This is a genomic window from Wolbachia sp. wLmal (assembly GCF_049435495.1).
GTDB classification, from domain to species: domain Bacteria; phylum Pseudomonadota; class Alphaproteobacteria; order Rickettsiales; family Anaplasmataceae; genus Wolbachia; species Wolbachia pipientis.
In genome coordinates this window covers 928,441-954,717 of record NZ_CP185405.1, presented here as the reverse complement: position 1 = coordinate 954,717, position 26,277 = coordinate 928,441, and the positions used below count along the sequence as shown (strand labels likewise).

The 26,277-nt window shown below is 36.2% G+C and carries 22 protein-coding genes, 1 tRNA gene and 4 pseudogenes; 10 read left to right on the top strand and 17 right to left on the bottom strand.

Annotated features, from left to right (window positions below; translation table 11 throughout):
• Positions 1–64 precede the first annotated feature (64 nt).
• Positions 65–1,384: a tRNA (N6-isopentenyl adenosine(37)-C2)-methylthiotransferase MiaB gene (gene miaB, locus ACEL90_RS04875; RefSeq protein WP_423348811.1), complete on the bottom strand. Its 1,320-nt coding sequence runs from the start codon at positions 1,382–1,384 to the stop codon at positions 65–67.
• A 230-nt stretch (positions 1,385–1,614) separates the two neighbouring features.
• On the opposite strand from miaB, the gene ACEL90_RS04870 reads away from it, so the two are divergent.
• Both ACEL90_RS04870 and ACEL90_RS04865 read left to right on the top strand, forming a co-directional pair.
• Positions 1,615–1,794 (top strand): hypothetical protein, encoded by a 180-nt coding sequence (locus tag ACEL90_RS04870; RefSeq protein WP_423348810.1) that lies wholly within the window; start codon positions 1,615–1,617, stop codon positions 1,792–1,794.
• Positions 1,779–2,711: pseudogene (locus tag ACEL90_RS04865) on the top strand (IS5 family transposase). Before ACEL90_RS04870 ends, ACEL90_RS04865 begins: the two are co-directional and overlap by 16 nt.
• A gap of 231 nt (positions 2,712–2,942) precedes the next feature.
• Here ACEL90_RS04865 and ACEL90_RS04860 read toward each other — a convergent pair.
• Together ACEL90_RS04860 and ACEL90_RS04855 are read right to left on the bottom strand one after the other, a co-directional pair.
• Complete coding sequence (locus ACEL90_RS04860; RefSeq protein WP_423348809.1) at positions 2,943–3,065, bottom strand: hypothetical protein; 123 nt, start codon at positions 3,063–3,065, stop codon at positions 2,943–2,945.
• 10 nt (positions 3,066–3,075) lie between these two features.
• Positions 3,076–4,369: pseudogene (locus ACEL90_RS04855) on the bottom strand (IS4 family transposase).
• A gap of 244 nt (positions 4,370–4,613) precedes the next feature.
• Here ACEL90_RS04855 and secA point away from each other — a divergent pair.
• Positions 4,614–7,274: a preprotein translocase subunit SecA gene (gene secA, locus ACEL90_RS04850; protein ID WP_423348808.1), complete on the top strand. Its 2,661-nt coding sequence runs from the start codon at positions 4,614–4,616 to the stop codon at positions 7,272–7,274.
• 3 nt (positions 7,275–7,277) lie between these two features.
• Here secA and ACEL90_RS04845 read toward each other — a convergent pair whose 3' ends face one another.
• The 4 genes from ACEL90_RS04845 to ACEL90_RS04830 all read right to left on the bottom strand — a co-directional run bounded on the left by ACEL90_RS04845 (position 7,278) and on the right by ACEL90_RS04830 (position 9,526).
• Complete coding sequence (locus ACEL90_RS04845) at positions 7,278–7,829, bottom strand: ankyrin repeat domain-containing protein (RefSeq protein WP_423348807.1); 552 nt, start codon at positions 7,827–7,829, stop codon at positions 7,278–7,280.
• A 38-nt stretch (positions 7,830–7,867) separates the two neighbouring features.
• Positions 7,868–8,008, bottom strand: a complete 141-nt coding sequence (locus tag ACEL90_RS04840) for a hypothetical protein (RefSeq protein WP_423348806.1) — start codon at positions 8,006–8,008, stop codon at positions 7,868–7,870.
• A gap of 336 nt (positions 8,009–8,344) precedes the next feature.
• The gene (fsa, locus tag ACEL90_RS04835) at positions 8,345–8,986 is read right to left on the bottom strand and encodes a fructose-6-phosphate aldolase (protein ID WP_423348805.1); all 642 of its coding nucleotides are present in this window, start codon (positions 8,984–8,986) and stop codon (positions 8,345–8,347) included.
• A gap of 360 nt (positions 8,987–9,346) precedes the next feature.
• A complete protein-coding gene (locus ACEL90_RS04830; RefSeq protein ID WP_423348804.1) occupies positions 9,347–9,526 on the bottom strand; it encodes a hypothetical protein in 180 nt (59 codons plus the stop codon).
• Positions 9,527–9,671: 145 nt separating this feature from the next.
• Between ACEL90_RS04830 and ACEL90_RS04825 the strand changes: the two are divergent.
• The 3 genes and pseudogenes from ACEL90_RS04825 to ACEL90_RS04815 all read left to right on the top strand — a co-directional run bounded on the left by ACEL90_RS04825 (position 9,672) and on the right by ACEL90_RS04815 (position 14,691).
• Positions 9,672–10,748 (top strand): annotated as a pseudogene (locus ACEL90_RS04825) (IS3 family transposase).
• Between the two features lie 171 nt (positions 10,749–10,919).
• Positions 10,920–13,505 (top strand): DNA polymerase I, encoded by a 2,586-nt coding sequence (polA, locus tag ACEL90_RS04820; RefSeq protein ID WP_423348803.1) that lies wholly within the window; start codon positions 10,920–10,922, stop codon positions 13,503–13,505.
• 49 nt (positions 13,506–13,554) lie between these two features.
• Entirely contained in the window at positions 13,555–14,691 is a 1,137-nt protein-coding gene (locus ACEL90_RS04815; protein ID WP_423349300.1) for a hypothetical protein, read from the top strand.
• Positions 14,692–14,727: 36 nt separating this feature from the next.
• Here ACEL90_RS04815 and ACEL90_RS04810 read toward each other — a convergent pair whose 3' ends face one another.
• The 4 genes from ACEL90_RS04810 to ACEL90_RS04795 all read right to left on the bottom strand — a co-directional run bounded on the left by ACEL90_RS04810 (position 14,728) and on the right by ACEL90_RS04795 (position 17,120).
• A complete protein-coding gene (locus tag ACEL90_RS04810) occupies positions 14,728–15,507 on the bottom strand; it encodes an exodeoxyribonuclease III (protein WP_423348802.1) in 780 nt (259 codons plus the stop codon).
• Complete coding sequence (locus tag ACEL90_RS04805) at positions 15,507–16,214, bottom strand: uroporphyrinogen-III synthase (protein WP_423348801.1); 708 nt, start codon at positions 16,212–16,214, stop codon at positions 15,507–15,509. Before ACEL90_RS04805 ends, ACEL90_RS04810 begins: the two co-directional genes overlap by 1 nt.
• Positions 16,215–16,467: 253 nt before the next feature.
• The gene (locus ACEL90_RS04800) at positions 16,468–16,965 is read right to left on the bottom strand and encodes a hypothetical protein (protein ID WP_423348800.1); all 498 of its coding nucleotides are present in this window, start codon (positions 16,963–16,965) and stop codon (positions 16,468–16,470) included.
• Positions 16,966–17,035: 70 nt separating this feature from the next.
• Positions 17,036–17,120, bottom strand: a tRNA-Leu gene (locus ACEL90_RS04795).
• A 62-nt stretch (positions 17,121–17,182) separates the two neighbouring features.
• Here ACEL90_RS04795 and tldD point away from each other — a divergent pair.
• From tldD to ACEL90_RS04780, 3 genes are all read left to right on the top strand, one after another.
• On the top strand, positions 17,183–18,601 hold the full coding sequence (tldD, locus tag ACEL90_RS04790) for a metalloprotease TldD (protein WP_423348799.1): 1,419 nt from the start codon (positions 17,183–17,185) through the stop codon (positions 18,599–18,601).
• Positions 18,602–18,656: 55 nt separating this feature from the next.
• Positions 18,657–18,797, top strand: a complete 141-nt coding sequence (locus ACEL90_RS04785; protein WP_153296798.1) for a hypothetical protein — start codon at positions 18,657–18,659, stop codon at positions 18,795–18,797.
• Positions 18,798–18,887: 90 nt separating this feature from the next.
• Entirely contained in the window at positions 18,888–20,135 is a 1,248-nt protein-coding gene (locus tag ACEL90_RS04780; RefSeq protein WP_423348798.1) for an IscS subfamily cysteine desulfurase, read from the top strand.
• 34 nt (positions 20,136–20,169) lie between these two features.
• On the opposite strand, the gene ACEL90_RS04775 is transcribed toward ACEL90_RS04780, so the two are convergent.
• The 6 genes and pseudogenes from ACEL90_RS04775 to ACEL90_RS04750 all read right to left on the bottom strand — a co-directional run.
• Positions 20,170–20,910 (bottom strand): Rpn family recombination-promoting nuclease/putative transposase, encoded by a 741-nt coding sequence (locus ACEL90_RS04775; protein WP_423348797.1) that lies wholly within the window; start codon positions 20,908–20,910, stop codon positions 20,170–20,172.
• A complete protein-coding gene (locus ACEL90_RS04770) occupies positions 20,907–21,818 on the bottom strand; it encodes a group II intron maturase-specific domain-containing protein (protein WP_423348612.1) in 912 nt (303 codons plus the stop codon). Before ACEL90_RS04770 ends, ACEL90_RS04775 begins: the two co-directional genes overlap by 4 nt.
• Positions 21,746–22,453, bottom strand: coding sequence for a reverse transcriptase N-terminal domain-containing protein (locus ACEL90_RS04765; RefSeq protein WP_423348613.1), 708 nt, complete (start codon positions 22,451–22,453; stop codon positions 21,746–21,748). Before ACEL90_RS04765 ends, ACEL90_RS04770 begins: the two co-directional genes overlap by 73 nt.
• Positions 22,454–22,461: 8 nt before the next feature.
• Positions 22,462–22,785 carry a hypothetical protein gene (locus ACEL90_RS04760; RefSeq protein ID WP_423348614.1) on the bottom strand — a complete coding sequence of 108 codons (324 nt, stop codon included), beginning with the start codon at positions 22,783–22,785 and terminating at the stop codon, positions 22,462–22,464.
• Between the two features lie 87 nt (positions 22,786–22,872).
• Complete coding sequence (locus ACEL90_RS04755; RefSeq protein ID WP_012481961.1) at positions 22,873–23,073, bottom strand: hypothetical protein; 201 nt, start codon at positions 23,071–23,073, stop codon at positions 22,873–22,875.
• Positions 23,071–23,318: pseudogene (locus tag ACEL90_RS04750) on the bottom strand (PD-(D/E)XK nuclease family transposase); the annotation flags it as partial. The gene ACEL90_RS04755 and the pseudogene ACEL90_RS04750, both read right to left, overlap by 3 nt.
• A gap of 211 nt (positions 23,319–23,529) precedes the next feature.
• Here ACEL90_RS04750 and ppdK point away from each other — a divergent pair.
• Positions 23,530–26,265 carry a pyruvate, phosphate dikinase gene (gene ppdK, locus ACEL90_RS04745; protein WP_423349299.1) on the top strand — a complete coding sequence of 912 codons (2,736 nt, stop codon included), beginning with the start codon at positions 23,530–23,532 and terminating at the stop codon, positions 26,263–26,265.
• Positions 26,266–26,277: the final 12 nt, after the last annotated feature.

The following is a 26,277-nucleotide window of genomic DNA, read 5'->3' as shown; positions in this document are numbered from 1 at the left end:
AAAGATTATGATTGCATTTTTTCAATACTCTTTGCTTAAGATTTATATTTAACGCTGCTTAAAATCAGTGAAATGCACACCCCAGCAAACTACTCTGCCGAGCTTCCAACACTTTCACATTTACTATTTTGTCCCTGTATTTATCTTCAGAATCATCAATGCACACTGATTGCATATATGGGCTTTTACCAATAATTTGGTTTTGGTGTTTACCTTTTTTATCGCTAAATAGAACAGGTATAGTTTTACCTACCATACTCTGGTTAAACTCAAGTTGTTGCTTACTAATTAATTTCTGTGAACGAAGAAGGCGCTCTGTTTTAACCTCTTCTGGTACTTGATCTTTTCTTTCCGCTCCCGGTGTGCCTGGTCTTGGGCTGTATTTAAAACTATAAGCCTGAGCATATCTAACTTTTTCTACTAATTTCATAGTTTCTTCAAAATCTTTTTCGGTTTCTCCAGGAAAACCAACAATAAAATCAGAAGAAAATTCGATTTCAGGTTTCAATTTGCGAAATCTGTCTATTATTTCCAAATACTCCTCTGCAGTGTGTTTCCTATTCATCGCGTGCAATATTTTATTCGAACCAGACTGCACAGGCAGGTGAACAAACGGCATGAGCTTTGGCTCTTCCGCATGTGCCAAGTAGAGAGATTCATGCATATCTCTTGGATGAGAAGTTGTATAACGAATCCTCTCTAGCTTTTCAATTTTAGCAATATGACTAATTAATTTTCCTAAATCCCACACTTCCCCTTCGCACTCCCCATGGTAAGCATTGACGTTCTGACCAAGCAAATTGATCTCATTTGCTCCATTTGCAACTAATTTCAATGCTTCACGAAATATTTCATTCACTGGCCGTGAATACTCAGCTCCACGAGTATAGGGCACTACACAAAACGTACAAAATTTATCACAACCCTCTTGTATGGCAAGAAACGCAGAAGACCCCTGGCTATTGCCATAGCATTCATCTGGCAATTTATCAAACTTTGCAACTTCAGGAAAATCAGTGTTTATTACATGACCTTTACTTCTGCTTGCTTTGACTATCAGCTCCGGTAAGGTAGCGATACTCTGCGGACCAACAACAATATCAACAAAAGGAGCCCTTCTGAACACTTCTTCTCCCTCTGCTTGCGCTACACACCCAGCCACCACTATAGTCATTTCTTTTCGTAACGAATGAATCTTCCCAAGCTCTGAGTAAAGTTTTTCTGCTGCCTTCTCTCTAATGTGACAAGTATTCAGTATCACTAAATCGGCTTTCCCTGCATCACTAACAACGTTGAACCCCAAAGGTTTAATTACATTTTCCATTAAAACGGAGTCATAAACGTTCATCTGACAGCCGTAAGTTTTAATATATAGGCCTTTCATATTTGGTATGTCTTTTTCAAAATTTCTTCACCCTACACGTAAATGTCTAACAGACCAGCGCGTGACGCTAGTGAACTTGCTAGCACAATAGATTTTGACAAAATTATACGAAAAACTGGATCCCAGTGTCAAGCACTGGGATGACAAGTTCTCGGCAACCCCTACGTCATACCATCACGGTATCTCTAGATCCCGCTAACAAGTAGCGGGATGACGGTTGTCAGGGTGTCATGAAAGTAGCTAACACTGGCTTCCATCCAAGAGGGCAGTGCCCTCTTCTTGTCATCCCAGTGCTTGACACTGGGATGGCTTTGTTGCATCGCTCAAGTGAAAAGAACTGGCAGTTACTGACAAAATTCATTATAAATAGCCATTTAACTGTTGAAGAAAAAATATGCCACAAAAAATGAGAGTCAGTAACTGCCATGAATATAACAAATTTCTCCAAGAAAGAGGAAGCATTTTTTGTTATATCAATGACGCCATAGAAAAGTGGTACGAGAATGGTCCAAAAATACCAGGTGGCAACAATATTTATAGTGATAAAGTTGTAATTTTGGTGCACATAATAACTTGTTTATTTAGAATAGGCCTGAGGCAAACAGTTGGGTTTATAGCAGGATACCTTGAGCAAATTGGGAAAAATTTGCAAGTTATCAGCTATTCACAATCATCAAGAAGGTTTAAGAAACTTAATATTAAGATAAATGATTGCAGAAAATAATATGGAAGATATCGAAATTGCTATAGATAGTACAGGAATTAGTATATACAACAACACTCCTGGTCATAGCAAAGAAAATAGCGAAGATAGAAAGTATCGCAGCTATGAACAGACAAGAAAATTGCATGTAATGTTGAATACAAACAGCAAAAAAGCCATAGCTGTAAAATACAGTAATGGCTGATCACTATGGAGCTTGTGATTTGCTAAAAGAAGTCGATTTTCAGTATGTCATAAAAGTACTATATGCAGATAGGGCATATGACAGAGAAAAGCTCTATAAGCTGTGTAATCAATATGGTATAAAAACGAAAATTCCTCCGAAAAACAACGCAGCAGAGCATCCAAAGTATGGCTGAGAGAAATTCTGCAGTCAAGCTCATAAAGTCATATGATGAAGATGGTATAAAGAAGTGGAAAAAAGAGATGAGTTATGGAAAAAGATCTTATATAGAAAGTTTTTTCTCGCGACTGAAACAAACATTCGGATTTAGTTTTAGGAATAAATCTGAGATAAATCGAGAAAAAGAACTGCTAATCAAATGCTATTTGCTTAATAAATTCACTGATATTGGTATGGCTAAATTTGAGATAGCTTCATAAATTTATTGTGCGTTACCTACTATCCGAAGAGCGATGCAACAAAGCCATCCCAGTGTCAAGCACTGGGATGACAAGAAAGGGAACACTGGAATTTTTGTTTCAGCATTAGCCATGCATCTAAACAGATACGTTGCCTTGAGAATCGCAACATCCATGCAGTTATGCGCGTAACACTGAAAATCAAAAAAAACAAAGAGGCAGACTTAATCTACCTCTTTTATACTTAGCTGTCTAGTCTGGTACTTTTCCTTTAGCAGCTTGTTCAACAATAGGTGAGCCTAAATAAGTGTTAACCTCTTTAGCACCATCTTTGTCTAAACCTAATGTTTTATTCCACTTTGTTTCATTTACCATACGCGTCAAGTTAAGAGATTGTGAGCAAATTTAGAGAGGTTAAAGTGGATACTCTAGCCCTTCTACGTTTGTCTTTTAATGAAAATCGCGACCAAGTTATAGTGAGTTTTTTAAGAAATGCTTTTAAACTATTAATTTTGGTTAATACTAAAAATAACTCTCTAACCCGCCTTTTTAGCTCAATAAATGCCTTTGTTAAGCTAAGTTCTGTATTCTTTTTCACTTCTGTGCAACCAACTATGCCGTGAAATATAAGAATTGCGCACAATTTAGCATATAGTTCACATAATACTCTGCATGGCTTTCCTTTTAGCTTATCAAGCCTGGTATGGCTTTTATACAATTTAAATAATAACTCAATTTGCCACCTTACTCTGTAAATCGTTAATACTTGCTCAGCACTAATTTTATTTTCTGGAACATTAGTTATAAATATTGACCAGTTCAACAATTTTTGATTTCTTTTAGAGGATGTATATCCCTGCGATCTTGCTAATCTATTAGCTTTCCTTCTTCTGGCCATATTCAGTTAGTTTCTGACATATAATTCTTACTCTAATTTTTGCTTCTTTTCCTAACAATACCTCGTTTTCTAAAAATAACTTATCCTCTAAACATTCTAATAACTCCATTTTTTGATTTGTTTCTACATCATATATGTCGGTATCAACGACTTATGAAATAAGCTCCTATTTCATTGATTTGTTTAAAAGAACTTGGCACAAAATAACCGAGATCAGATATTAGCAAATCATTGCTTAATATATTACTTAAATGTTTCCTATATCCCTGGTCTGATCTTACCCCCTCCGTTAAATTAAGTTGGTCTATTATCTGATTCATGTAGTCGAAAACTAATTGTAACTTTATTCCAGACTTAGTATTGCTTTCATAGCCACTGTAGCTAGTACCATAACCTTTATACATCTCTTCCATACTGTTAGGTATAGCTACTGTCCAATAATTTAACACTATTAAATTGCTGTAAGATTTTGCAACCAACTTGCAAGATATTTTTAAAGAGAATCACAGATTCATTATACATCCTTTTCATAAATTCCACTGCTTCTTCAGTAAATCTAAACTTGTTTTGTTATATCTATCGAGTCCTCGTTTAGTAATTGAAACATTGTTTCTACGCTACAATTATCAACTCCTATATTACCCAAGACCATGGCTTTTACGAATGATGAACCTTTTAGCTTTCTCTTTCTTTTTATAAACCTTGTTGTAATTGAGATTTTCTCTGCTTTTTCATTAAAAAATTCTTTGAGCTTTTTTGATAAGCAAGTTATTTTATTCATTGGTTCTCTCACTAAAAGTATATCTGGGAGAACTTATACCTTATTATTCTATCTCTTTCATACCTTTATTTCCTTAACTTGACGCGTATGGTTTCAATAACAGTGCCTGCAAGAACAGGGTTGGAAGTGTTCCTTTGTTTATTACCTTAGTATATGAATAAGGATTCCCCGAATCTAATATGTAATTGCCGTAGGCTGCATTTAGTAATATAATCTCATATTAAATAAGACGTTACTTAAGTTTATGCTAGATTCTCCGCTAATTTTGACAGCCATTCTTATATTTTTCATTTTTACGTTGTCATTCTTTTTTATAAGAAAGATATTTGGTTCCACAAACAAGAAGATAATAAAATCCTTTAGGAAAATTGTTCAGCAAATAAATGCATTAGAAACAGAAATGCAGAGTTTATCTGATGAGGAGCTTGCTGGTAAAACTGAAGAATTCAAACAAGAATTGAAAAATGGGAAAACGTTAAATGATCTTCTCGTACCTGCATTTGCAGTTGTGCGTGAAGCCTCTCGAAGGTTTCTTAACATGAGGCACTTTGATGTTCAACTGATTGGTGGAATGGTGCTCCACAATGGTATGATATCAGAAATGAAAACAGGAGAGGGAAAGACACTCGTTGCAACTTTAGCAGCATATCTAAATTCCTTAGAAGGGAAAGGCGTACACGTCGTAACTGTTAATGACTACCTTGCAAAACGAGACACAGAGTGGATGAGCAAATTATATAATTCTCTTGGGGTTTCTGTTGCGTTTATTACGAATAACTTGACAGACGAAGAGAGGAAAGAGGCTTACAGTGCAGATATCGTGTATTCCACAAATAACGAGCTTGCCTTTGATTACCTGCGAGACAATATGAAATTTTCTCAAGAAGACATGGTTCAGAGAGGCTTTCACTACGGAATAGTTGATGAAGTGGACTCAATACTCATTGATGAAGCTCGCACTCCGCTTATTATTTCTGGCCCGGTTGAGGAAAACAATCAGATATATAAGCATATCAATAAAATAGTAACCAAATTAGTTGACTCTGATTATGAAGTAGATGAAAAAGGTAGAACGGTATTCTTGACTGAAGATGGTATTTCACGAGTGGAGGAACTACTAAGATCATACAATCTCATTCCTGAAAATTCCTCGCTCTATGATACTGACAGCATGATAATGACTCATTATATGGACCAAGCATTACGTGCACATAAGCTGTTCACTGCTGATAAAGATTATATAGTGAAAGATGGAAAGGTAGTGATTATTGATGAATTTACTGGGCGTATGATGGAGGGCAGGAGATATTCCGATGGTCTTCATCAGGCACTTGAAGCGAAGGAGAATCTTGAAATTCAGCATGAAAACCAAACTTTAGCATCGGTCACATTTCAGAATTACTTTCGTATGTACAATAAACTTTCCGGAATGACTGGAACAGCAGCAACAGAGGCAGAAGAGTTTCGTGATATATACAGATTAAATGTAGTAAAAATTCCAACCAATGTATCTGTAAAAAGAGTTGATATTGATGATGAAATTTACGGTACAGAAAAGGAAAAATTTAATGCTGTATTGAAGTTTATAGAAGAATGCCACAAACGCCTTCAACCGGTCCTTGTTGGCACGGTGAGCATCGAAAACTCTGAGAAGCTTTCTGCGCTTTTGCAAAGCCATTCTCTTAAGCATTCAGTATTGAATGCTCGTTATCATGAACAAGAGGCGTACATAATAGCGCAAGCTGGGGTGCCAGGTAGTGTCACTATAGCAACTAACATGGCAGGACGTGGAACTGATATTCAGCTTGGTGGAAATGCTGAAATGATCGCAAAGGTGGAGCTAAAGAAGATAAAAAATGCTGATGAAAGAGAAAAAAAATATCAAGAAATAGTTGAAAGAGTAAAAAAAGATAAGGAAATTGCTATAAAAGCTGGTGGTTTATGTGTGGTTGGAACCGAAAGACATGAAAGTAGGAGAATAGATGATCAATTACGTGGCCGTTCTGGCCGTCAGGGTGATCCTGGACTTTCTAAGTTCTTTTTATCGCTCGAAGATGACCTAATGAGAATATTTGGTTCTGATAGAATGAGAAGCTTTTTACAAAAAGTAGGGTTAAAGAATAACGAAGCTATTCATCATCCATGGATCAATAAGGCACTTGAGAAAGCGCAAAAGAAAGTTGAAGCTAGAAACTATGACGTGCGGAAATCTCTACTTAAGTTTGATGACGTAATCAATAACCAACGTAAAGTTATTTTTAAGCAGAGAAACAATATCTTAGGCAACGAAATTAATGATTTACTTGAAGTATATAGCGAAGTAAATGAGAGCGTAATAGAAGGTATAGTCCAAAGTGGCTATTATGAGGATTATATTGAAGATATAGTCAAAGAATTCCATACAAGGTATGGAATAACGCTTGATAAAGAAGATTTAGCAAAGTTTTTAAACAAACAAGAAGCTTTGGATTATATAAATGATAAGATACAAGAATTTTTTACTGAGAAAGAAAAATATTTCAACAGTCAGCACACTACAGATTTGTGGAATACGATCGTGAAGCAAATGATGATAATGACACTTGATCATTTATGGAGGGAACACCTTTCAGTTCTAGAGAGCCTAAGACAAAGCATAAGCCTACGTGCCATGGGGCAGAAAGATCCACTGAATGAATTTAAACGCGAAGCTTTCTTGATGTTTGAGTCAATGCTTGAAAAATGGAAAGAACTCACCATTCACCGCCTAGCGCACTTTAAGTTGGCAGATAACCAAGAGATAGGCAATAGGTTACATTCTGCTAGAAATAGCAGACTTCCCAAAGTCTCAAGAAACGACAAGTGCCCTTGTAATTCCGGAAAGAAGTACAAACACTGCCACGGCGCGGCTACTGTGGTGAATTAATAATTATGGTTGTACAGTTTGTTTATTTCCATCAACATTACTGCAGCTAACCTCACTTAGCCTACTGTTTAATGAATGCTCTGATGACTTATATACAACCCCATAGGAAATTCCACCAACGATCAGTGCAGATGCCACAGTAATTACAACTATTGCTAGTGCAGGTAATGCAGTAGCATAAATGAGTGCTAATTGAGCAACAATGGCAGCTAATATACCTACAGTAATTCCTGCTGCTATAGCTTTAGGTCTATGAATAAATGATGCATCTGCACCATAATTTAGCAGAAGTTTCGCTATTTTTGGATGTTGATAATCTAGTCTTGGATGTTCATCACAAATGTAATAAATAGCATAATACAAAGGAGTTCTTCCGTCTTCATCTTGTGCATTAACGTCTGCTCCCTTTTCTAGCAAAACTTCTACTACTTGTCTGCATCCATTCTCAGCAGCCCAATGTAAGGAGGTTCCTCCAAATTCATCTTGTGCATTAACATTAGCTCCGTTTTCTGTTAAGTATCTTACTACTTTTTCATAGCTACTTTCAGCTGCCATAAGTAATAAACTGCACTTGAACGCTGCAAACGTGTAATTTATATCAAATTCGTTTTTTTCCACTCATCATATATAGGTTGATCTTCCTGCTGCAGCTTATCTTTAATTCTATCAATTAGATTTTCCTTACTCAGATCTGAACTACTGCTGACTTCTTGTAGTACTAACCTTAATGTCATTTCCTTCTCCAAGATATAAAATCTCATTATAGCATATGGAGTGGATTATGTCAATGAGAAACTAAGAAACTGGTTCTTCTTTTTTTCTATAGCTTTAGGTTTACCTACAATTTGAAAAACAACAAATTCGTCATTCCGCTACTCGTTAGCGCCTCGGCGGTATGATGTAGGGAAACCTTTCTTAGGTTAGCTATAAAGTTAAAATTCGACCAGGGCAGCCGCAATAAGGCAGCAAACGCCATCATGTCTTTAGGAGAGTTTGCTAATGAAGGCTCTTAAGTTGACGCCATTGCCTGAACGGATACGCCAATTTTTATGTTCATTTGTAACCGTTTATTATTTTACACCCCAGTCTTTTTCAAATATTGCTAGTCCTTGGTCAGTAAGTGGGTGATTAATTAATTGTCTAAGTACTTTTGCTGGCACAGTAATTGAATCAGCACCAAGCCTTGCAGCTTCTATTACATGCGCTGGGCTTCTCACTGATGCAACAAGAACTTTAGTATCAAAACCGTAATTAGAATATATAGTACATATATCTTCTATTAGCGATAAGCCATCATAGCTTATATCATCAAGGCGACCAACAAAGGGGGAAATAAAACAAGCACCGACCTTAGCGGCAAGCAGTGCTTGTCCGGGAGAAAAACATAACGTGACGTTAACAGGTATTTTATGCTCTGTCCATAACTTTTTACAAGAAATTAATCCTTCATGTGTAAGAGGTAATTTGATCACAACATTATCAGCAATTTTTGCTAAATTCAGACCTTCTGTGATCATCTCTTCATGGCTATCTGCAACAACTTCAACACTAACAGGCCCTTTTATAATAGAGCATATTTCACGCACTAAATCCTCGTATTTATCTTTACGCCCGGACTTTGCTATTAAAGAAGGATTAGTTGTTATGCCGTCAATGAACTCCTTTAGTCCTTTAATTTCATTTAAATCAACGCTATCAAGAAAAATTTCCATATTAATCTCCTATAAAAAAATACCCTTGCAAAATCTTGTCATCCTACCGCTTGACTTACAACCGTATGAACTTCCTGCGTTGTAAACATCAAACAGCCGATAACACAACTGTACAAATATTGAGATATAAGAGTAATTTGTACCAAGAAAAAAGATGTCATCCCAGCGCCCAGACCCCTTAGACAATGTACCATCTTTTGATTTTGTCCATTCTGGGCGGGGTTTTCAAGTTCTTTGATCTTAAATACTACATCTACTTTATCAAGATCAATGTTGACTTCTTTTACTAATGTTCTAATAAGACTACGTTTGGCTTGCCAATCTAGGTCCGATTTAACACTAGAATAAAAGCCCTCTATGCTATTTGTAATAAGATTCATTTTCTGCCGTATTCCCTTTTACCTTTTTCTTCTCTCCTTTAATCTCTTTTAAACGTTCCTTCATTTTTTTTATTGCCTGCTTAAAGTCTTCCTTACTTATAGTTAGTGCATACTTTATTGCCGTAAAAACTTCTGGTACCCAGACAATTGTAATAAGCATACACAATCTTTGTCAACTATTTTCGGCACTGGTATATAAATCCAATTCTCTTCATCTGTACTATAAATAGACTGACCTTACCCAGAAAAAGTGGAGAGAAAGAAAGGAGTTTTTTTGGGTAAAATAAAATTTTGGAGGATTAGAAATGGTAAGAGAATATACAGCAGAATTCAAATTGGAAGCTGTTAAACTGGCAAATGAACAAAGAAAGGTAGGTCAACCAGTTGCAAAAGTAGCAAGAGATCTAGGAATAAGGGATAGTGTATTAGGAAAATGGATGAAGAAATATAACGAAAAAAAGTCAGCGGCAAATGCATTTCCAGATGTAGCACCTTATGACAAAGAGAGGTTTGATTTACAAAGCAAGAGTAACAAGGGAAAGAGACATTTAAAAAAAAGCCCTGGCCAGTCAAAAAGAGTAAAATATTTTTTATATAGTAACTGCTATAAAGTACAGGAATTATGTAGGATTTTCTGCTAGTGGCTACTATAAGTGGACTACAAGAAAAATAAGCAGTAGAGAATCAGCAAATAAAGAGCTACTCGAAGCTATTCAAAAAATATATCAAGTTTCTAAATGTAGATATGGAGCTCCTAAAATTCATGCTGAATTGAAGGCTTTGGGTAAAAGTTGCAATTTGAAAACGGTGCAAAGTATTATGCAGAAAAATGACATCAGGGCTATACTGAGAAGAAAGTTTAAAATTAAAAAACAACAAACAGATAATAGAGCTGTAGCTCCCAATATATTAGACCAAAACTTTATTGTTGATCAACCAAATAAAGTATGGGATTACTTACATCAAAACCAAGGAGGGATGGCTATATTTGGCAGCAATAATTCTCACGTATGGTAGTTAATGAGTAGTGCAATAAATAAACAATTGGTTATGAACTCTTTATTAATGGCCATTAATAGGCGTAAACCTGTTAAAAATCTACTGCTGCACAGTGACCAAGGTTCACAATATACTGCGCAAGGGTATCAATATCTCTTAGCTGTAAAGAATATAGATGAGTAATAAAGGCTGTTGTTACGACAATTCTGTTGCAGAAAGCTTCTTTAGCTCATTGAAAAGAGAAATACTTATTGATACTTCACAACACTCTGCTCAACACACTAGAACTGCAATATTTGAATACATAGAAATTTTTTATAACAAACAACGTCACTATTAACTATTGCATTCCTGCACAATTTGATGCATCATTCTTTTTGTAAAAAACATTCCACACTTTCTCTCCACTTTTTCTGGGTAAGGTCATATGTGTACATCCCTATCATGAATGCTATTTTCGGTAAAATCTCTTACAACGCTCAAAAGCAGAAAAACAAAAACTTGATTTTCTCAGCTAAATAGTGGACCATCAAAAGCACGCATAAATATCTACAATGAAAGAAAAAACTTTCACAATCATCGATGGCTATGGTTTTCTTTTCAGAGCTTACTATGTACTACCTCACTTAATTACCACAACAGGAATGCCAATAGGTGGTGTATATGGCTTTCTGAATATGATTCTTAAGTACATTGCCCATTCGGACTACTTAACTATAGCACTTGATGCAGGGAAAAAGAATTTTAGGCACAATTTATATCCTGAGTACAAAGCGAACAGAGTAACGCCTCCTGAGGATCTAACTCCACAGTTCACCATACTGAGGGAAGCGGTAGAAGCTTTTAACCTCAGCTATGAAGAGATTGAAGGTTATGAAGCAGATGATATAATCGCAACACTAGCTGCAAAATACGCCAACCACCAAGACTTTAAAGTGGTAGTCGTTTCATCAGATAAAGATTTGTTCCAGCTTTTGAATTACAACATTCTAATATTTGATCCTATTAAAAATATATACATAGATGAAAAACAAGTAATAGAAAAATTTGGTGTAAACTCACACAAGCTTCTTGATTTATTTTCTCTAACTGGTGATGCATCTGACAACATTCCAGGCGTTCCAGGAATAGGTCCGAAGACTGCAGCTAAATTACTGGATGAATTTGATTCATTGAATAATATTATAGAGAACATTGATAATATCGAGCAAACGAGGATTCGTAATATTCTTACCGAACATAAGGAAAAAGCTCTAATTTCAAGAGAACTTTTATCACTATGCGAAAAAGTAGACCTTCAACATGATATTGCAAAATATGAAGTCCATTCTCCAAATATGGAAAAACTATTATCCTTTTTAAAGAAGTATGAATTCAATTCCTTAATAGGGAAAGTGGAAAAGCTTTTTTCCTATAATGGGTCTAGCACAAAAGAGAAAATAGAATATAGTAGTGAAGAGTTAGAGAAATTTTTGGAGCATTGTAGATATGAAGGCAGAATTGCAATTCATTGCCACTTTGAAGACAACTTATTAAATAAAATTTCCTTATCTTATAGCGAAAGTAATATTTTTTATATAGAGCAAGACAGCATACAAGATGCACTCATTATAATTAACTCAACTTTACTCTCAAATGGGGCGCTTAAAATAATACATAACATTAAAGAAATCAGGAAAATCTTCCCTACAGTAGAGAAGATGCTAGATTCAGTTGATGATTTGATGATAATGTCGTATAGCTTGGATACAGGAAAGCATGATCACAGTATTCCAAACATAGTTGCGCATAATTTGAGTGAAAATGCAGAAATTTTCTCGGCAAAAACTTTAATAGCAATTCATGAAAAGCTAAAGCAAAGGTTATTTCAGGAAAAATTGCTCACAATTTACGAGCGCTTCGATAAGCCACTTATGAAAGTAATATTTGATATGGAGAAAAATGGGATATTACTGAACATACAAAAATTACAGGAGCTGTCCGATAAATTTCAGCAGGTAATTGCCGTGCTTGAAGATGAGATATATAATTTGGCAGGAGAAAGATTTAATATTGCTTCGCCAAAACAATTAAGTGATGTTTTGTTTAACAAAATGGGGCTTAATAAAAAGAAAAAGTCAAAAAAATCTGGATCGTATAGCACCAATTATGAAGTTCTAGAGGCACTCGAAGAAGAAGGGGTAGAAATCGCAAGTAAAATCTTAAATTGGCGACATTTAAGTAAATTAAAAGGCACCTACACTGATGCATTAATAAAGCAAGTTGATCCACTTGATGGTAGAATACACACAAGCTTTTCAACGACTGCAACTGCAACTGGAAGGCTGAGCTCCAGCAATCCTAATTTACAGAATATTCCTATCAGAAGCGAAGAGGGAAATCTTATCAGACAAGCATTTATTGCGCCAAAAGGGCATAAGATAATTTCTGCTGACTATTCACAAATAGAGTTAAGACTCCTGGCACACGTTGCAAACGTTGCAGCATTTAAAGAAGCTTTTGCAAACGGACAAGATATTCATGAGATCACCGCTAGGCAAGTTTTTGGAGTGCAAGAAATAGATGAGCAATTAAGACGCAAAGCAAAATCCATCAATTTTGGAATTATATATGGCATTAGCCCATTTGGTCTTGCAAAGCGGCTTGGAATTACCATTGCGGAAGCTGCTGAATACATTAATTACTATTTTTCCTGTTACCCAGAAATAAAGGCCTATATGGAAAAAGCAGTGTCTATCGCAAGATTGCATGGTTATGTAGAAACTTTGTTTGGCAGGAGATGCTTTGTAAGAGACATAAACAATACAATTCCTTATATAAGACAATTTGCAGAAAGGGCAGCAATAAACGCACCACTGCAAGGAACCGCTGCTGATATAATAAAACGTGCGACAATTCAGCTTTTTGACCAATTGAAAGTAGGTAAAATAATCCTCCAGGTTCACGATGAACTACTGGTTGAAGTAGAGGACGAAAAGGTACAAGAAACAGCAAAACCTATGAAAGATATAATGGAAAATGCAATAGAAATTTCTGTACCACTTGAAGTAGAAATAAAAGTTGGCGACAACTGGGGTCTAAATTCCCTTAATTATGACTTAAACATCGTGAATTCTAGGAGTATAAATCATTTGAACTAATACGAAAAATATGTTAGAACAGAACATAGCAAATGCAAATAGGTCAGCTATGATAGGCCCACAAGTAAAAAGTTCAAAACCTCCAAAGTTACCTACTCAGGTAACTAACAAAGATGAGAAAGTTTTTAAATTTGAAAAAGAGAAACATCAGTTAATCTATCGTACTTTCCTAGATATTTTTAAAAATCCAGAAAAACTAGAAGAGCAAACGAAACAGGAAATAGAAAAGAAGGAACAGAAATTGAAAGAAAAACAAAAATTACAGAGTGATCTGAAGTCATTAAAGGAACGGTTACCTCGATTACAGGATGAAAATGAAAAGAAAATTTTTACTTTTGTATTTGAGAATAGTGGAAAGATATTCAACAATGTCAATCCAGAAGATATAAAATCACTCAGTGAAGAGAATTTTTCTCAGTTTTTACTTTCCGTATTTGAGAAAATTAGAGAGAAAAAATTAGCTAATGAGGAGAATCTCAAGAATGGTAAAATAAAAGAAGTAGTAGATGACTGTGTAGCTGATATACGCGGTACAGAAGCTAAAGATTCATCCATAAAGTTCGTATTGGAAATGCCGCTGCTGCTAATTGGAGGGATCAAAATAGACCCGAAAAATATTTCTGGCTCCTTTATGGATGGGGTGAAAGAAAAAATACCATTCTTAGGTAAAGACAAAAAAGAGGAAGATGAACCACCACTTAGTGATGAAGAGATGGTAACAACGTTCTTAAGCAAGATCTTTTTTCCTGTCCTTCTTTCCACTATTCCAATGTTAATTTTTGGTCCTACTACACTCGGAGTAGTTGTTGCTGCTATTGGTGCAATATTCGCCATAAAAGGAGGAGTGGGAGTTCTTTTTTCAAATAACAAAAAAGGTACTTTGTATGGCCCTAGCTCACAAGATAAAGGTGATACAGAAAAGAGAGCAAAATTGAATAAAAAAATTTGCGATGGTATCAATACAATTTTAAAAACTCCAGTCAAAGGAGCTGAGAAAGGCACCTCTGTTTCTGAACAAATTTCCCAAGGAAAAGAAAAGAGTGAACAACAACCTGTTCCTGAGCAAATTTCCCAGGAAAACAACAGGGAAAACGAAGAAAGCAAACAGCAAGATCAACCTTGGACAAGAAAGGAAAACAAACGAAGGGAAGAAAACACAAGCAACAAACAAGCAGGGACTACCTAAGTTTGCCAAAAAGTGAGTTGTGTAAGAGGTCTACTATTATTCTATAGCACATACAACAGGAGTATGGTCAGACGGATTTTCTAGCTTACGCAATCTATCATCTATGTAGCATGTTTCCAATTTATCTACAGCTTGTGGCGATAATAGCATATAATCTATTCGCATTCCTTGGTTGTTTCTGAGTGAATTGCCTTGATAATGCCACCAAGTGAATTGTTGCAAATCTGGGTGAGATACTCTAAACGCGTCTTTAAACCCAAGATTCAAGACTGCTCTTAACTTCTCACGTTCTTTTATATGAAAGCACACTTGGCCATTCAATAAATTTGAATCAAAAACATCAATTTCATCCAGTGCAACATTATAATCGCCAGCTATAATAGTTAACTCTTCATTCTTCAACAAAGTGCTCATCCTTTCATATAGGTTATCAAAAAACTTGAGTTTATATTCAAATGCGTGAGAGTCCGGGCTTTGACCGTTTGGCACGTATACACTTCCTACCCTTATCTTACTATTGGTATACTTTATCACGCACTCTACATAACGTGCTTCTTGATGACTTTCCACAATGTCAATTTTAAACTTCTCCAGTATCGGATATTTAGATAAAACACAAACGCCATTTCTTGCAACTTGTCCATAGATAGCATATTCATATCCTAACTTTTCTATCTCCGCATAAGGAAATTGCTCTTCCATACATTTTATCTCTTGCAGCAAAACTATATCTATCTGACTATCAACTATAAAACTACAAAGTTGGTTAACTCTTTTACGTATGGAGTTTACATTCCAAGTTGCAATCTTTAGCATCAGCAATCCTTATTAATTATATCAATTAAACTCTCCCCAGTAGGCAACCTCGATGTTATAACTTTTTTCCACTTGATTAACTTTAAACTATCAGCAATGTTTTTACTCATGGTATATGCAACTGTATTATTCATCACATGAGATAGCCCACTTTTTAGAACCAATGAACAAAATATCCTTGCTGTCTGTGAGGAAAAAAAAGCAACACTATCAATTTTACCATCCAATAGTAAATTTTTACACCTATTAGTTAGATTCCTTTTTATAATTGTTTTATAGAGTACAACTTCTCTTACGTTAAAATCTTCTTCAGATAATCTCTTTTTTAGGTCACATGATACTTCTTGTCCCCTTATATACAAGAACTTTATTGCGTTTGAATAATGAGCTTTTATGAATGATATCAGACCATCAACGTTGCTGTCTGCTGAGATTATATCAGAAAATCCCAAATTTTTTGCAGCCTGCATGGTTGAATTACCAACTGTAATAATCGGAAAGTCATCCTCTTTGCATATTTGACTAAGAGCCTTTACACTGTTTTTACTTGTAGATATCACAACGTCAAATTCGTACGCAGATATATCAGGATTTAAGTACTTTATTGTGAATACTGGTTCTATAAAAACTTTGTATCCATACTTTCTCAATATATTTCTTGTATTGAACGAGTCCAATAAAGGCCTCGTTAATAAAATAGACTTCATTCTGATTTATTTCACTACTAGTAAAATAGTACCCTTTATACACAAATTACTGAATAAAAACTTTTATTTTGATAGCTTGAGCAATTATTCAAGTAATTGATGTGGAAGTAGGAGTACTAAGCGCTCCTACCCCAATAAGCCCGCAATTTCTGCTTACACTTTTTTGACGCTAATTACATCGAACTCTTTTGAATGGCTTCCTTCAGTGGAATTATATAGCTAATATTCCTGTATAAGTTAAATAAGTTAATACTTAAGCTTGTACTCTTGCAGTATTTGAAGAGAGATTCTCAAGGACGTTTTTTGTCTGTGGTTCACTAATCATAGTTTGAACGATATTAGCTGCCATAATAACACAGCCTAGAATAAAAAAAGGCGTAGAAACAAAATAAATAACAGAAGACTCAAAAAGCGACATAGATGCAATACCTCCTATTAGAAATGAAGCACTGGATGCTATATCAAGATAGATCTTTGTTAACTTTTTTTGTCCTGGAGTGTTTTTTATGCCAGATTTCTTATTAAGATTCTGTTGTCGGGAATGATCATTTAGTGACCATATATTTAAAGCAAACAAAAGTGCACTGAATATAGTGCCGGCAATACTAAAATACAGACTTAAGACAGGAATATTCAAGACCAATGCCGCTATGTATCCAATGAAAGAGATAGTAGATAGTGTAGTAACTAAGCGTTTCGAGTAAGTTCGTACCTTCTTTCTGTAGGCTAACTTATCTTTTTCACCATACATAGCATAAATATTACCTAATATGTTATATTATAACATTAATTAATTCAATAAGCAATATGGAAGCTAAGAGTGCCCGAGAGAAGACTTGAACTTCCACAACTTAAAAAGTTACTAGCACCTGAAGCTAGCGCGTCTACCAATTCCGCCACCCGGGCTTTTTATAATTTACTATATTAAAGTTAAATAATATACTTAAACAATTTTTAGTTCAAAGGTAATGCCAAATCTAGATCAAATATTTTTTGCTCAAAACAATGTTAATATTAATAACGTATATAAAATAGTCAATAACGCTTTGAGCAATAGCGATGGTGGTGAGCTGTTTCTAGAATTTTGCCAGTCGGAGTCCCTGGTTTTTGAGGATAACATATTAAAACACATGGACTTGAATACTAGAAGGGGATTTGGTTTAAGGTCTTTTTGTGAAGATAGTACATCTTTCGTTTGTTCTTCTGAGATCAGCGAAAAAGAAATTAGTAATGCTGCTTCTATGGTAAAAAGCTCAGTGTCTTTAAACAAGACAAATTCAATAAATTTAAACGAAGAGACAAAAAGCCTATATTCGAGGATTAACCCTATAAATGAAATGGATCTGAATTCAAAGATTAAGCTACTCAATGAGGTTAATGAGTATTTAAGGTCCAAAAATAACTGCGTGAAGCAAGTAAAAATAACTCTAAGTGGAGAATGGCAAGTTGTACAAATAATAAAGGGTGATCACAGATTAAGCGATATCAGGCCTCTGGTACGTTTTAATGTGCTAGTCATTGTAGAAAAAGATGGCCGTACCGAAAGAGGTTCTGCAGGGCATGGTGGAAGGGACTCTTATAGTAAGTTTATTTCTGAGAAAAAGTGGAAAGAAGTTGCAAACCAAGCGTTAGAACAAGCACTGGTAAATCTTGAAGCAATTCCAACTCCAGCCGGAGAAATGACAGTCGTTTTAGGTCCAGGCTGGCCAGGAATATTGTTACACGAAGCCGTGGGTCATGGACTTGAGGGCGACTTCAATCGCAAAAAAGTCTCAGCATTTTCAAATTCTGTAGGTAAACAAGTAGCAGCTAGTGACATCACAGTAGTTGATGACGGAACTCTGCCCAATTTGCGCGGCTCTATCAGCGTAGACGATGAAGGCACTCCACCCAGTTATAATATATTGATAGAGGATGGGATCCTAAAAGGATACATGCAGGATCATATGAACGCTAAACTCATGGGTGTAAGCCCAACTGGTAATGGTAGAAGAGAAAGTTATAAAGAAGTTATTATGCCGCGCATGACAAACACCTATATGTTGCCCGGAAAGTATACACCGAAGGAAATAATATCTAGCGTAAAGAAAGGTCTATATGCAGTAAATTTCGGTGGTGGGCAGGTTGATATAACGTCAGGAAAATTTGTTTTTTCATCTTCGGAAGCTTACCTAATAGAAAATGGCAAAATTACACAGCCAGTAAAAGGAGCAACACTAATTGGTGACGGTCCAACAGTGTTGAAAAAAGTATCTATGGTTGGTAATGACTTAAAGTTAGATCCTGGTGTTGGCACATGCTCGAAAGATGGACAAAATGTGCCCGTTGGAGTTGGTCAGCCGACACTCAAAGTCGACGCAATAACTGTTGGTGGAACTGAGATATAGATAAGGGCTAAAACGGATTCCAGCGCACGGCGCACAGCTGTACAAACATTATGATTTGGAAGCAATTGCCACCAATAGGGTGTCATCCCAGTGTCTGGGCACTGCCTTTGTGTTTGAGGCAAAACTGGCTATAACATTTAACACACTGCTTTCGCAAATAAATGTTCGTACAGTTATGTGTCAGCTACTTGGATGACACTTTTGTACTTGATGCAAGATTATATCTTGAAAAAATTAAGTTTTAATGCTATAAAATAATTGTAAATTTTGTCTCCGTGGTAGCTTTATGAATGTTGAAAGTAAAAAAATACACGATGCTAAAATAAAATTACCAATATTTCTTGATTATCAATCTACTACTAAAGTAGATCCCCGTGTTTTAGAGGTGATGATACCTTACTTTGGTGAGTTCAGCAATGCACACTCTCGCAGCCATTCATTTGGTTGGACTGCTGAAGAAGCAGTGGAAAAAGCAAGGAAACACATCGCTGATCTGGTGAACGCAGATAGCAAAGAAATTATCTTTACCTCAGGTGCAACTGAGTCAAATAATACAGCAATCAAGGGCGTTGCTCACTTTTATAAAAATAAAGGAAATCATATAATCACTGTCTGCACGGAGCATAAGTGTGTTCTGGATTCTTGTCGGCATCTGGAAAATGAAGGCTTTAAAGTTACATATTTGCCTGTTAAGCAAAACGGAATTATAGATTTATCAAAGCTTGAGGAAGCAATTACTGATCAAACAATCCTGGTTTCAGTGATGATGGTAAATAATGAAATCGGAGTAATTCAGCCTGTCAAAGAAATTGGTGTAATATGTAGAAAGCATAATATATTTTTCCACACAGATGCAGCTCAAAGCTTTGGAAAAGTTCCAATTGATGTTAATGAGATGTGCATTGATCTTATGAGTCTCTCTAGCCACAAAATTTATGGACCTATGGGAATAGGCGCATTATATGTACGTAGAAAGAATCCTCGTGTTAGGCTGATACCACTAATTAGTGGTGGTGGACAGGAAAGAGGCATGCGTTCTGGAACAGTTCCAACACCTCTTGCAGTTGGTTTTGGTGAAGCGGCACGTATTGCTAGAGAAGAAATGAAAAAAGAAACAACTAGAGTGGAAGAATTAAGGGATATTTTGTATAACAAGATAAAAGAAGCGTTTCCTGATATCGTTTTAAATGGTGATTATGAAAATAGAATTCCTGGCAACCTAAACTTGAGCTTTCCCTATGTTGAGGGTGAGTCTCTCATCATGGCAATCAAGGATTTAGCAGTAAGTTCTGGTTCTGCGTGCACGTCTGCGTCTCTTGAACCTTCCTATGTAGTACGGTCGCTAAATAATGGCCATGACCTTGAGCATTCATCAATTAGATTTGGCCTAGGCCGATTTACAACTAGAGAAGAAGTTTTGTATGCAGCAGATCTTGTTGCTAAAAATGTTGGCCGACTGAGAGAAATGAGCCCACTTTGGGAGATGGTACAAGAAGGAGTAGATTTGAACACCGTGAAATGGGACTCTCATTAAATGTATCCGTTCCAACTGCAAATGCACTTTGAAATTACTCTGTACCGTTCACACTTAATTCTTCAATCTCACTCATGGAGAGGCCAGTAAACTTAACAATAGTGGTGACATCAACATTATTAGCCAGCATTGTTTTTGCAACTTCAATTTTTCCTTCCTTTTTAGCATCATCAAGTTTTTGTTCAAGAACAGCCCGTTCATCACGAATACGTTTTATTTCCTGTTCGTAGGCAATAAATTCTTTCTTTGACCAGTTGAATTTATTTAGTTCTTCATAAGCTCGTTTTATTATTACGTCACTACCAACTATTTTATCTAGGTCTTCTTCGTTTGTTTCTGCTGCATATCGAAAAAAGTAACACCATTTTTCAACTATACTCTCCAATTGGTCTTCTTTTGTCTTTGTAAATTTAGGTAGTTCTATGAATACAAAGTAAAAATCCTTTAAGTCATGTTCAAAGCTATTTTGATCTAAGATGACATGATTAGATTTGTACTCAGCCTTATCTGGAAAAATAATACAATCAGCAACAGCAATAAAGATAATTTCTTTGAGGTTATGATAATCATCACCTTGATCAGCTTGACTTGAGTAGGCTTTGGCAGCATAATATTGAGCACGTTTTTCGAAGCCTTTAGTCTTAGTAAACTGGTCAGGTAAGGGAGCAGTATTACTACTACCCCCTCCCTTAGAAACGCAGCGTGCAGGTTTCCCCACACTACGCTTGAGCCCCTTATCTAAGTTCTTCTTTTCTAGAACCGGCTTGTCCTTCATGATTCCTCAGGAAACATCATTCTTAATGGTGACACCAACAGTAGAGAACCTTCTCTTGAGAAAGAGCTTGCTAACATTCTTGTTCGTTTCACTCTCTCATCAAAATACTTTTTCCATTTTAAGTCAAGGGGATTTGCATCCGCTCTGATTTTAACATGTCGTCTGATAGGTATATCAATCAGCTTAAGCAGTCTTAAATACCGTATCTCTTTTGGTTTGTTCTTGCATATGGGTGCAGCAAAGACCCATCGGCGTTGACCCATTACTTTGAAGTAACGATTCTTTATCCAACGTAATCCTTTACGAGGATGTCTTTTCTTTGCCCATTTCCATAAACTATGCCAAATTTCATTGTCGACCTTTCTAAACGCTTTTTTAGCACACACATGGTGATAGTAATTTCCCCATCCTCTCAGTAGAGAGTTGAGTGACTTAATTACTATAGCCTGAGTGTTCGCTATATTTGCTTTTATCAATGTACGTGCTTTATTAAGAAGTCTTTTAATACTTTCTTTCGAAGGTTTAATAATTAACTTCTTATTATATCTACGTACATTACAACCAAGAAAGTCAAACCCTGTTGTGATAGATGTAATCTTTGTCTTTTCTTCTGAAAGAATTAAACCTCGCTCATGAAGAAAAGATGATACTAAAGGCTTAACTTCATTTTCCAGTACTTCATGTGTGAAACCTGAAATAATAAAGTCGTCTGCGTATCTGATTACGTTCACTCCACTTCTGATTTTGTTTCTTCTTCTACTGCCGAGTTTACCAAATCGACTTTCCAATAACTTTTCAAGTCCGTTTAAGGCTAAATTGGCTAGTATTGGAGAAATTATACCACCTTGCGGGGTACCTGCAGTTGTGGGATACAGAGTTTCGATTCTAGGAAGCCAGCTTTTAACCAACTATGCAGAATTTTCTTCTCCATAGGAATATGCTTCATAAGCCATTCATGATTAATGTTGTCAAAGCATCCTTTGATATCACCTTCAAGTATCCATTGTAGTTGATTACGACTTGCCAGTAACAAATGACAAGCTACTGTAGCATCTGCACAGGATCTTTTAGGCCTAAAGCCATAGGAGTGACGATCACTGATTGTTTCAGCTATCGGTTCCAGAGCAAACAGATATAATGCTTGCATGGCTCTATCTTTTATCGATGGTATTCCAAGAGGTCTTCTTTTGCCATTAGATTTACTGATATAAATCCGTTTTAGCGGAGAAGGTTTATATCCTCTTTGCTTTAACTGCTTTATTCCTTGAAATTTAGCATTGCAAGTTGACCATAGTTGACGATCTACACCCGCTGTGTTTTTTCCTTGGTTTTCAGTTACTCTCTTAACAGCCAAAGCTTTTCCGCTAAAAGAGCGTGTGAGAAGATGTTGTAAAGTTTTTACCTTACCCCATCTTCCTTCTTGGACAGCCTTAACAATACGTCTTTGTAGCCTCACAATAACTTTCTGGCATTTCTTCCATGGCAACTGCTTCCATGCTTCAAAGCTTTCGGTAGATGCACTTACAGGTTTACTTGTAATCATCTGCTTTCCTACCTTAAGTGGTTAACAAAGTTTCTTGTCACGAGGGACCAAACGGAAGTCTGCTCGTTTTCACGCGAATTAATGTTACAAATTCTATCCATTTCGTTACAAAATGGCATTCGCTTTCTCCATTCTCCTTTACCTGCACTTCCGTCAGCATTCCTTGCGGTTTGCTTGCCATGTAGGCGAAAATACAGGCTTACCCTGTTCCTTCTGTCATACAACAGTGGGTTAGGTGACTTCTCTATACCGGTGATTTGCGTACATCTAGAAATGAGAAATGTCACATTACCTTTTTGGTTAGAGCTTATCAGCATCTTTAGCTCCTTCATAATTACGATACTTTGAAGTTTCACTTACGTTCACCATACCACTAGCCTAGCTCTCCAACCACATGATGCTTGTAGTTTATGCTCCTCTCACGATTGAGCATCTTCTTTTTCAAGAGGAGGTTCATTGTCCGCATCGCTTGGCACCAACCGGTTGCCCGATTCGCACTGATGCGTAGACTCAGATGGCAAAACATCTGGTTTAATAAGTTTTAGAATCCTTTCAGTTTCTTTCTGAATGAATTCCTCTCCTTTTAAACAATATGACCGAAGACTTTCAGGTCGCACCATCTCAATTATATACCTGTTCCCACTAGAATCCCTGCAAAGAACATCAACTATACTTTGCTTATCAGAGGCAATTTCAGCATCTTGAATAGTGCTTAAGAATTCTACTTCTTGTATAGTGTTGACTTCAGTACATCCTAAAATATCGTTTAAAAAATGGATAAGAATATTCTTATTTTTTTTTCAGTGCCAAAGATTTTTTTGAAACACAAATCATTGCGAGGATCGAGAAATTTTGAAAGAGCCATAGTAAAAATTTTTAAATGTATCTTTATATTATATATTCTTATTAATAATAATTCAATAATTTGTCGTCTTTTTTGTTAACTTTACTGATGTTGTTGTAAGGGACGTTGTTGCCAAATTTTGTAAAATTTATTATCCTAAGGTTTCAAGTCTTCACAGGTTTATTGGAACTATATGTACAATGTGTTTATCAGTGAAAATCCGGAGAAAATGATGGGAGAAAAATTAATACATTACTTCAGCCAGAACAAGTGCGAAGGCAATGCAGAAATGAAAAATCTGCTGGGAGGAAAGGGGGCAAATTTAGCAGAAATGTGCAATGTTGGCATTCCTGTTCCACCTGGTTTCACAATTTCCACCTCTGCTTGCAAAGTCTATTATCAAGACAATAGATCTTCTGTCATCCAAGTAGCTGACTACTCGGATCCAGAAAAAAATGTGGTCACGCACTGGAATGACATATGTAGTGAAATCAAAAACTACATGGCGATGCTCGAAAATGACATCGGTTGTAAGTTTGGGGATTTAAATAACCCCTTATTAGTTTCAATACGCTCTGGTAGTGTTAGTTCAATGCCGGGCATGCTTGATACTATTTTAAATGTTGGCCTAAATGATGAAACCGTTGTTGGGCTTGCAAAAAAAAGTGGCGAACGTTTTGCTTACGATAGCTACTGCCGTTTCATCATGATGTACTCCAATGTTGTACTACAGCTTGATCATCACCTATTTCAAGATGTTATTGATAATAAGCAGCAAAAGAGTGGAGCAAAAAGCTTAGCTGATCTTGATGTTGATGTTTTAAAAGAAATTGTTAACAATTTCAAAAGGATAGTACATGAAAAAACAGGAAAACATTTCCCGCAGAACGTTGAAGAGCAATTGTTAAACTCAGTTAATGCAGTATTTGCCTCTTGGAAAAATGATAGGGCTGTTTCCTATAGAAGAATACATAATATTCCTGAAAACCTTGGAACAGCGGTCAACGTGCAAGCAATGGTTTTTGGTAATTTAAATGATAATTCTGCAACTGGTGTGATATTTACACGAAATCCTTCAACTGGAGAAAAAAAATACTTTGGTGAATTTCTGATTAATGCTCAGGGTGAGGATGTGGTTTCTGGTGTTTATACTCCTATGCCAATTGACGGAGAGCAAAAAAACACCATGGAGAAGTTGCTGCCAAGTGTCTACCGAGAATTATGTGTGGTATGTGAAAAACTTGAAAGGCACTATAAAGACATGCAGGATATCGAATTTACTGTACAGGACGGTAAATTATGGATTTTGCAGACTAGGTCTGGCAAGCGCACGGCTGAAGCTGCTATTCGCATAATAGTTGATATGGTAAACGAAGGAACGATTACAAAAGAAGAAGGAGTATTGAGAATTGATCCAAAAACCTTTGACAATTTATTGCATCCAGTTCTTGACGTTGAGAGTGACCAAAAAGTAATAGGGAAGGGGCTACCTGCTTCTCCAGGTGTTGCTTCTGGATATGTAGTGTTTAGTGCAAGTGATGCTGAAAAAGCTGCAGAGCAGGGTAAAAAAGTGATTTTAGTAAGGTCAGAAACGAGTCCTGAAGATATTAATGGAATGAATGCTGCAAGCGGCATAGTAACAGCACGGGGAGGGATGACCTCGCATGCTGCTGTTGTAACCCGTGGAATGGGTAAGCCATGCATTTGCAGTGTAAGTGGACTTTATATCGATAAAGATGGAATTTTCTTTTCTGTAGGGGATACAAAAGTAAATAAAGGTGAACCAATTACCATCAACGGAGGAACAGGGGAGGTTATGCTTGGCATTCTTCCTACAATTTCGCCTGAATTATCGCAAGAATTCAAAACGATAATCAACTGGATAGATGAAATCAAAACGATCAAAGTGAGAGCGAACGCTGATACTCCAAAAGATGCAAAAATTGCAAAAGAATTCGGTGCAGAAGGTATAGGCTTATGTCGCACAGAACATATGTTTTTCGCTAGTGATAGAATCGAATTCATTCAAAAATTGATAATAGCTGACGATGAAAATGAAAGGGCAAATGCGCTCATTAAACTAGAAGAAATGCAAAAGTCTGATTTCAAAGAAATATTTTCTATTATGGAGGGCAGGGAAGTCACTATACGGTTGCTTGATCCACCTTTGCATGAATTTTTACCCAATGATCAGTCTACTATAGAAAAAATTGCCAAATCACTTAGTAAGTCAGTTGAGTCAGTAAAAAATAAAATAGCACAGTTATCAGAAAAGAACCCAATGCTTGGCCATCGAGGTTGTAGACTTGCTATTTCTCATCCTGAAATATATAGCATGCAGATTAGGGCAATACTTAGTGCTGCAAGTGAATTAAAGAAAGAAAAGAAGATAGAAGTGGAACCTGAAATCATGATTCCTCTTATCATGAGTGAGAAAGAGTTTGTTCTGATATGCGAGCTAGCAAAGAAAGAATCCTCTGTCATCTCAGCTAGGATCCAGATGCAGATTCCAGCGTCACGCGCTGGAATGACATCAGACAAGGCGTACTCAATTGGAACGATGATAGAACTACCAAGAGCAGCACTGATTGCTGATAAGTTAGCAAAACATGCAGAGTTTTTTAGTTTTGGCACTAATGATTTAACGCAAACAACCATGGGACTTTCAAGAGATGATTCAGTTAATTTCCTCGATTCTTATAAGGAAAGCAACATATTTGACAATGATCCATTTGAAGTGCTGGACATCGAAGGGGTAGGGGAGTTAATCAAGATAGCCATTGAAAGAGGCAAAAAAACCCGAAAAGAAATAAAACTGGGTATATGTGGAGAGCATGGAGCAGATCCAAAATCTATAGAGTTTCTCATCGAATCAGGGGTAGATTATGTTTCATGCTCACCCTATAGAGTACCGATTGCAAAGTTAGTGGCAGCACAGTCTAGTGTTAGATCTAAATTTGCTAGGTAAGTATAGTGGCAG

What these genes read in the sequence shown, in the direction of transcription:
- miaB (WP_423348811.1), bottom strand. Translation starts at nt 1,384, where the DNA reads ATGAAAGGCCTATATATTAAAACTTACGGCTGTCAGATGAACGTTTAT.
- ACEL90_RS04870 (WP_423348810.1), top strand. Translation starts at nt 1,615, where the DNA reads ATGAAAGTAGCTAACACTGGCTTCCATCCAAGAGGGCAGTGCCCTCTT.
- ACEL90_RS04860 (WP_423348809.1), bottom strand. Translation starts at nt 3,065, where the DNA reads ATGGTAAATGAAACAAAGTGGAATAAAACATTAGGTTTAGACAAAGAT.
- secA (WP_423348808.1), top strand. Translation starts at nt 4,614, where the DNA reads ATGCTAGATTCTCCGCTAATTTTGACAGCCATTCTTATATTTTTCATT.
- ACEL90_RS04845 (WP_423348807.1), bottom strand. Translation starts at nt 7,829, where the DNA reads ATGGCAGCTGAAAGTAGCTATGAAAAAGTAGTAAGATACTTAACAGAA.
- ACEL90_RS04840 (WP_423348806.1), bottom strand. Translation starts at nt 8,008, where the DNA reads ATGACATTAAGGTTAGTACTACAAGAAGTCAGCAGTAGTTCAGATCTG.
- fsa (WP_423348805.1), bottom strand. Translation starts at nt 8,986, where the DNA reads ATGGAAATTTTTCTTGATAGCGTTGATTTAAATGAAATTAAAGGACTA.
- ACEL90_RS04830 (WP_423348804.1), bottom strand. Translation starts at nt 9,526, where the DNA reads ATGCTTATTACAATTGTCTGGGTACCAGAAGTTTTTACGGCAATAAAG.
- polA (WP_423348803.1), top strand. Translation starts at nt 10,920, where the DNA reads ATGAAAGAAAAAACTTTCACAATCATCGATGGCTATGGTTTTCTTTTC.
- ACEL90_RS04815 (WP_423349300.1), top strand. Translation starts at nt 13,555, where the DNA reads ATGATAGGCCCACAAGTAAAAAGTTCAAAACCTCCAAAGTTACCTACT.
- ACEL90_RS04810 (WP_423348802.1), bottom strand. Translation starts at nt 15,507, where the DNA reads ATGCTAAAGATTGCAACTTGGAATGTAAACTCCATACGTAAAAGAGTT.
- ACEL90_RS04805 (WP_423348801.1), bottom strand. Translation starts at nt 16,214, where the DNA reads ATGAAGTCTATTTTATTAACGAGGCCTTTATTGGACTCGTTCAATACA.
- ACEL90_RS04800 (WP_423348800.1), bottom strand. Translation starts at nt 16,965, where the DNA reads ATGTATGGTGAAAAAGATAAGTTAGCCTACAGAAAGAAGGTACGAACT.
- tldD (WP_423348799.1), top strand. Translation starts at nt 17,183, where the DNA reads ATGCCAAATCTAGATCAAATATTTTTTGCTCAAAACAATGTTAATATT.
- ACEL90_RS04780 (WP_423348798.1), top strand. Translation starts at nt 18,888, where the DNA reads ATGAATGTTGAAAGTAAAAAAATACACGATGCTAAAATAAAATTACCA.
- ACEL90_RS04775 (WP_423348797.1), bottom strand. Translation starts at nt 20,910, where the DNA reads ATGAAGGACAAGCCGGTTCTAGAAAAGAAGAACTTAGATAAGGGGCTC.
- ACEL90_RS04765 (WP_423348613.1), bottom strand. Translation starts at nt 22,453, where the DNA reads ATGATTACAAGTAAACCTGTAAGTGCATCTACCGAAAGCTTTGAAGCA.
- ACEL90_RS04760 (WP_423348614.1), bottom strand. Translation starts at nt 22,785, where the DNA reads ATGAAGGAGCTAAAGATGCTGATAAGCTCTAACCAAAAAGGTAATGTG.
- ACEL90_RS04755 (WP_012481961.1), bottom strand. Translation starts at nt 23,073, where the DNA reads ATGGTGCGACCTGAAAGTCTTCGGTCATATTGTTTAAAAGGAGAGGAA.
- ppdK (WP_423349299.1), top strand. Translation starts at nt 23,530, where the DNA reads ATGGGAGAAAAATTAATACATTACTTCAGCCAGAACAAGTGCGAAGGC.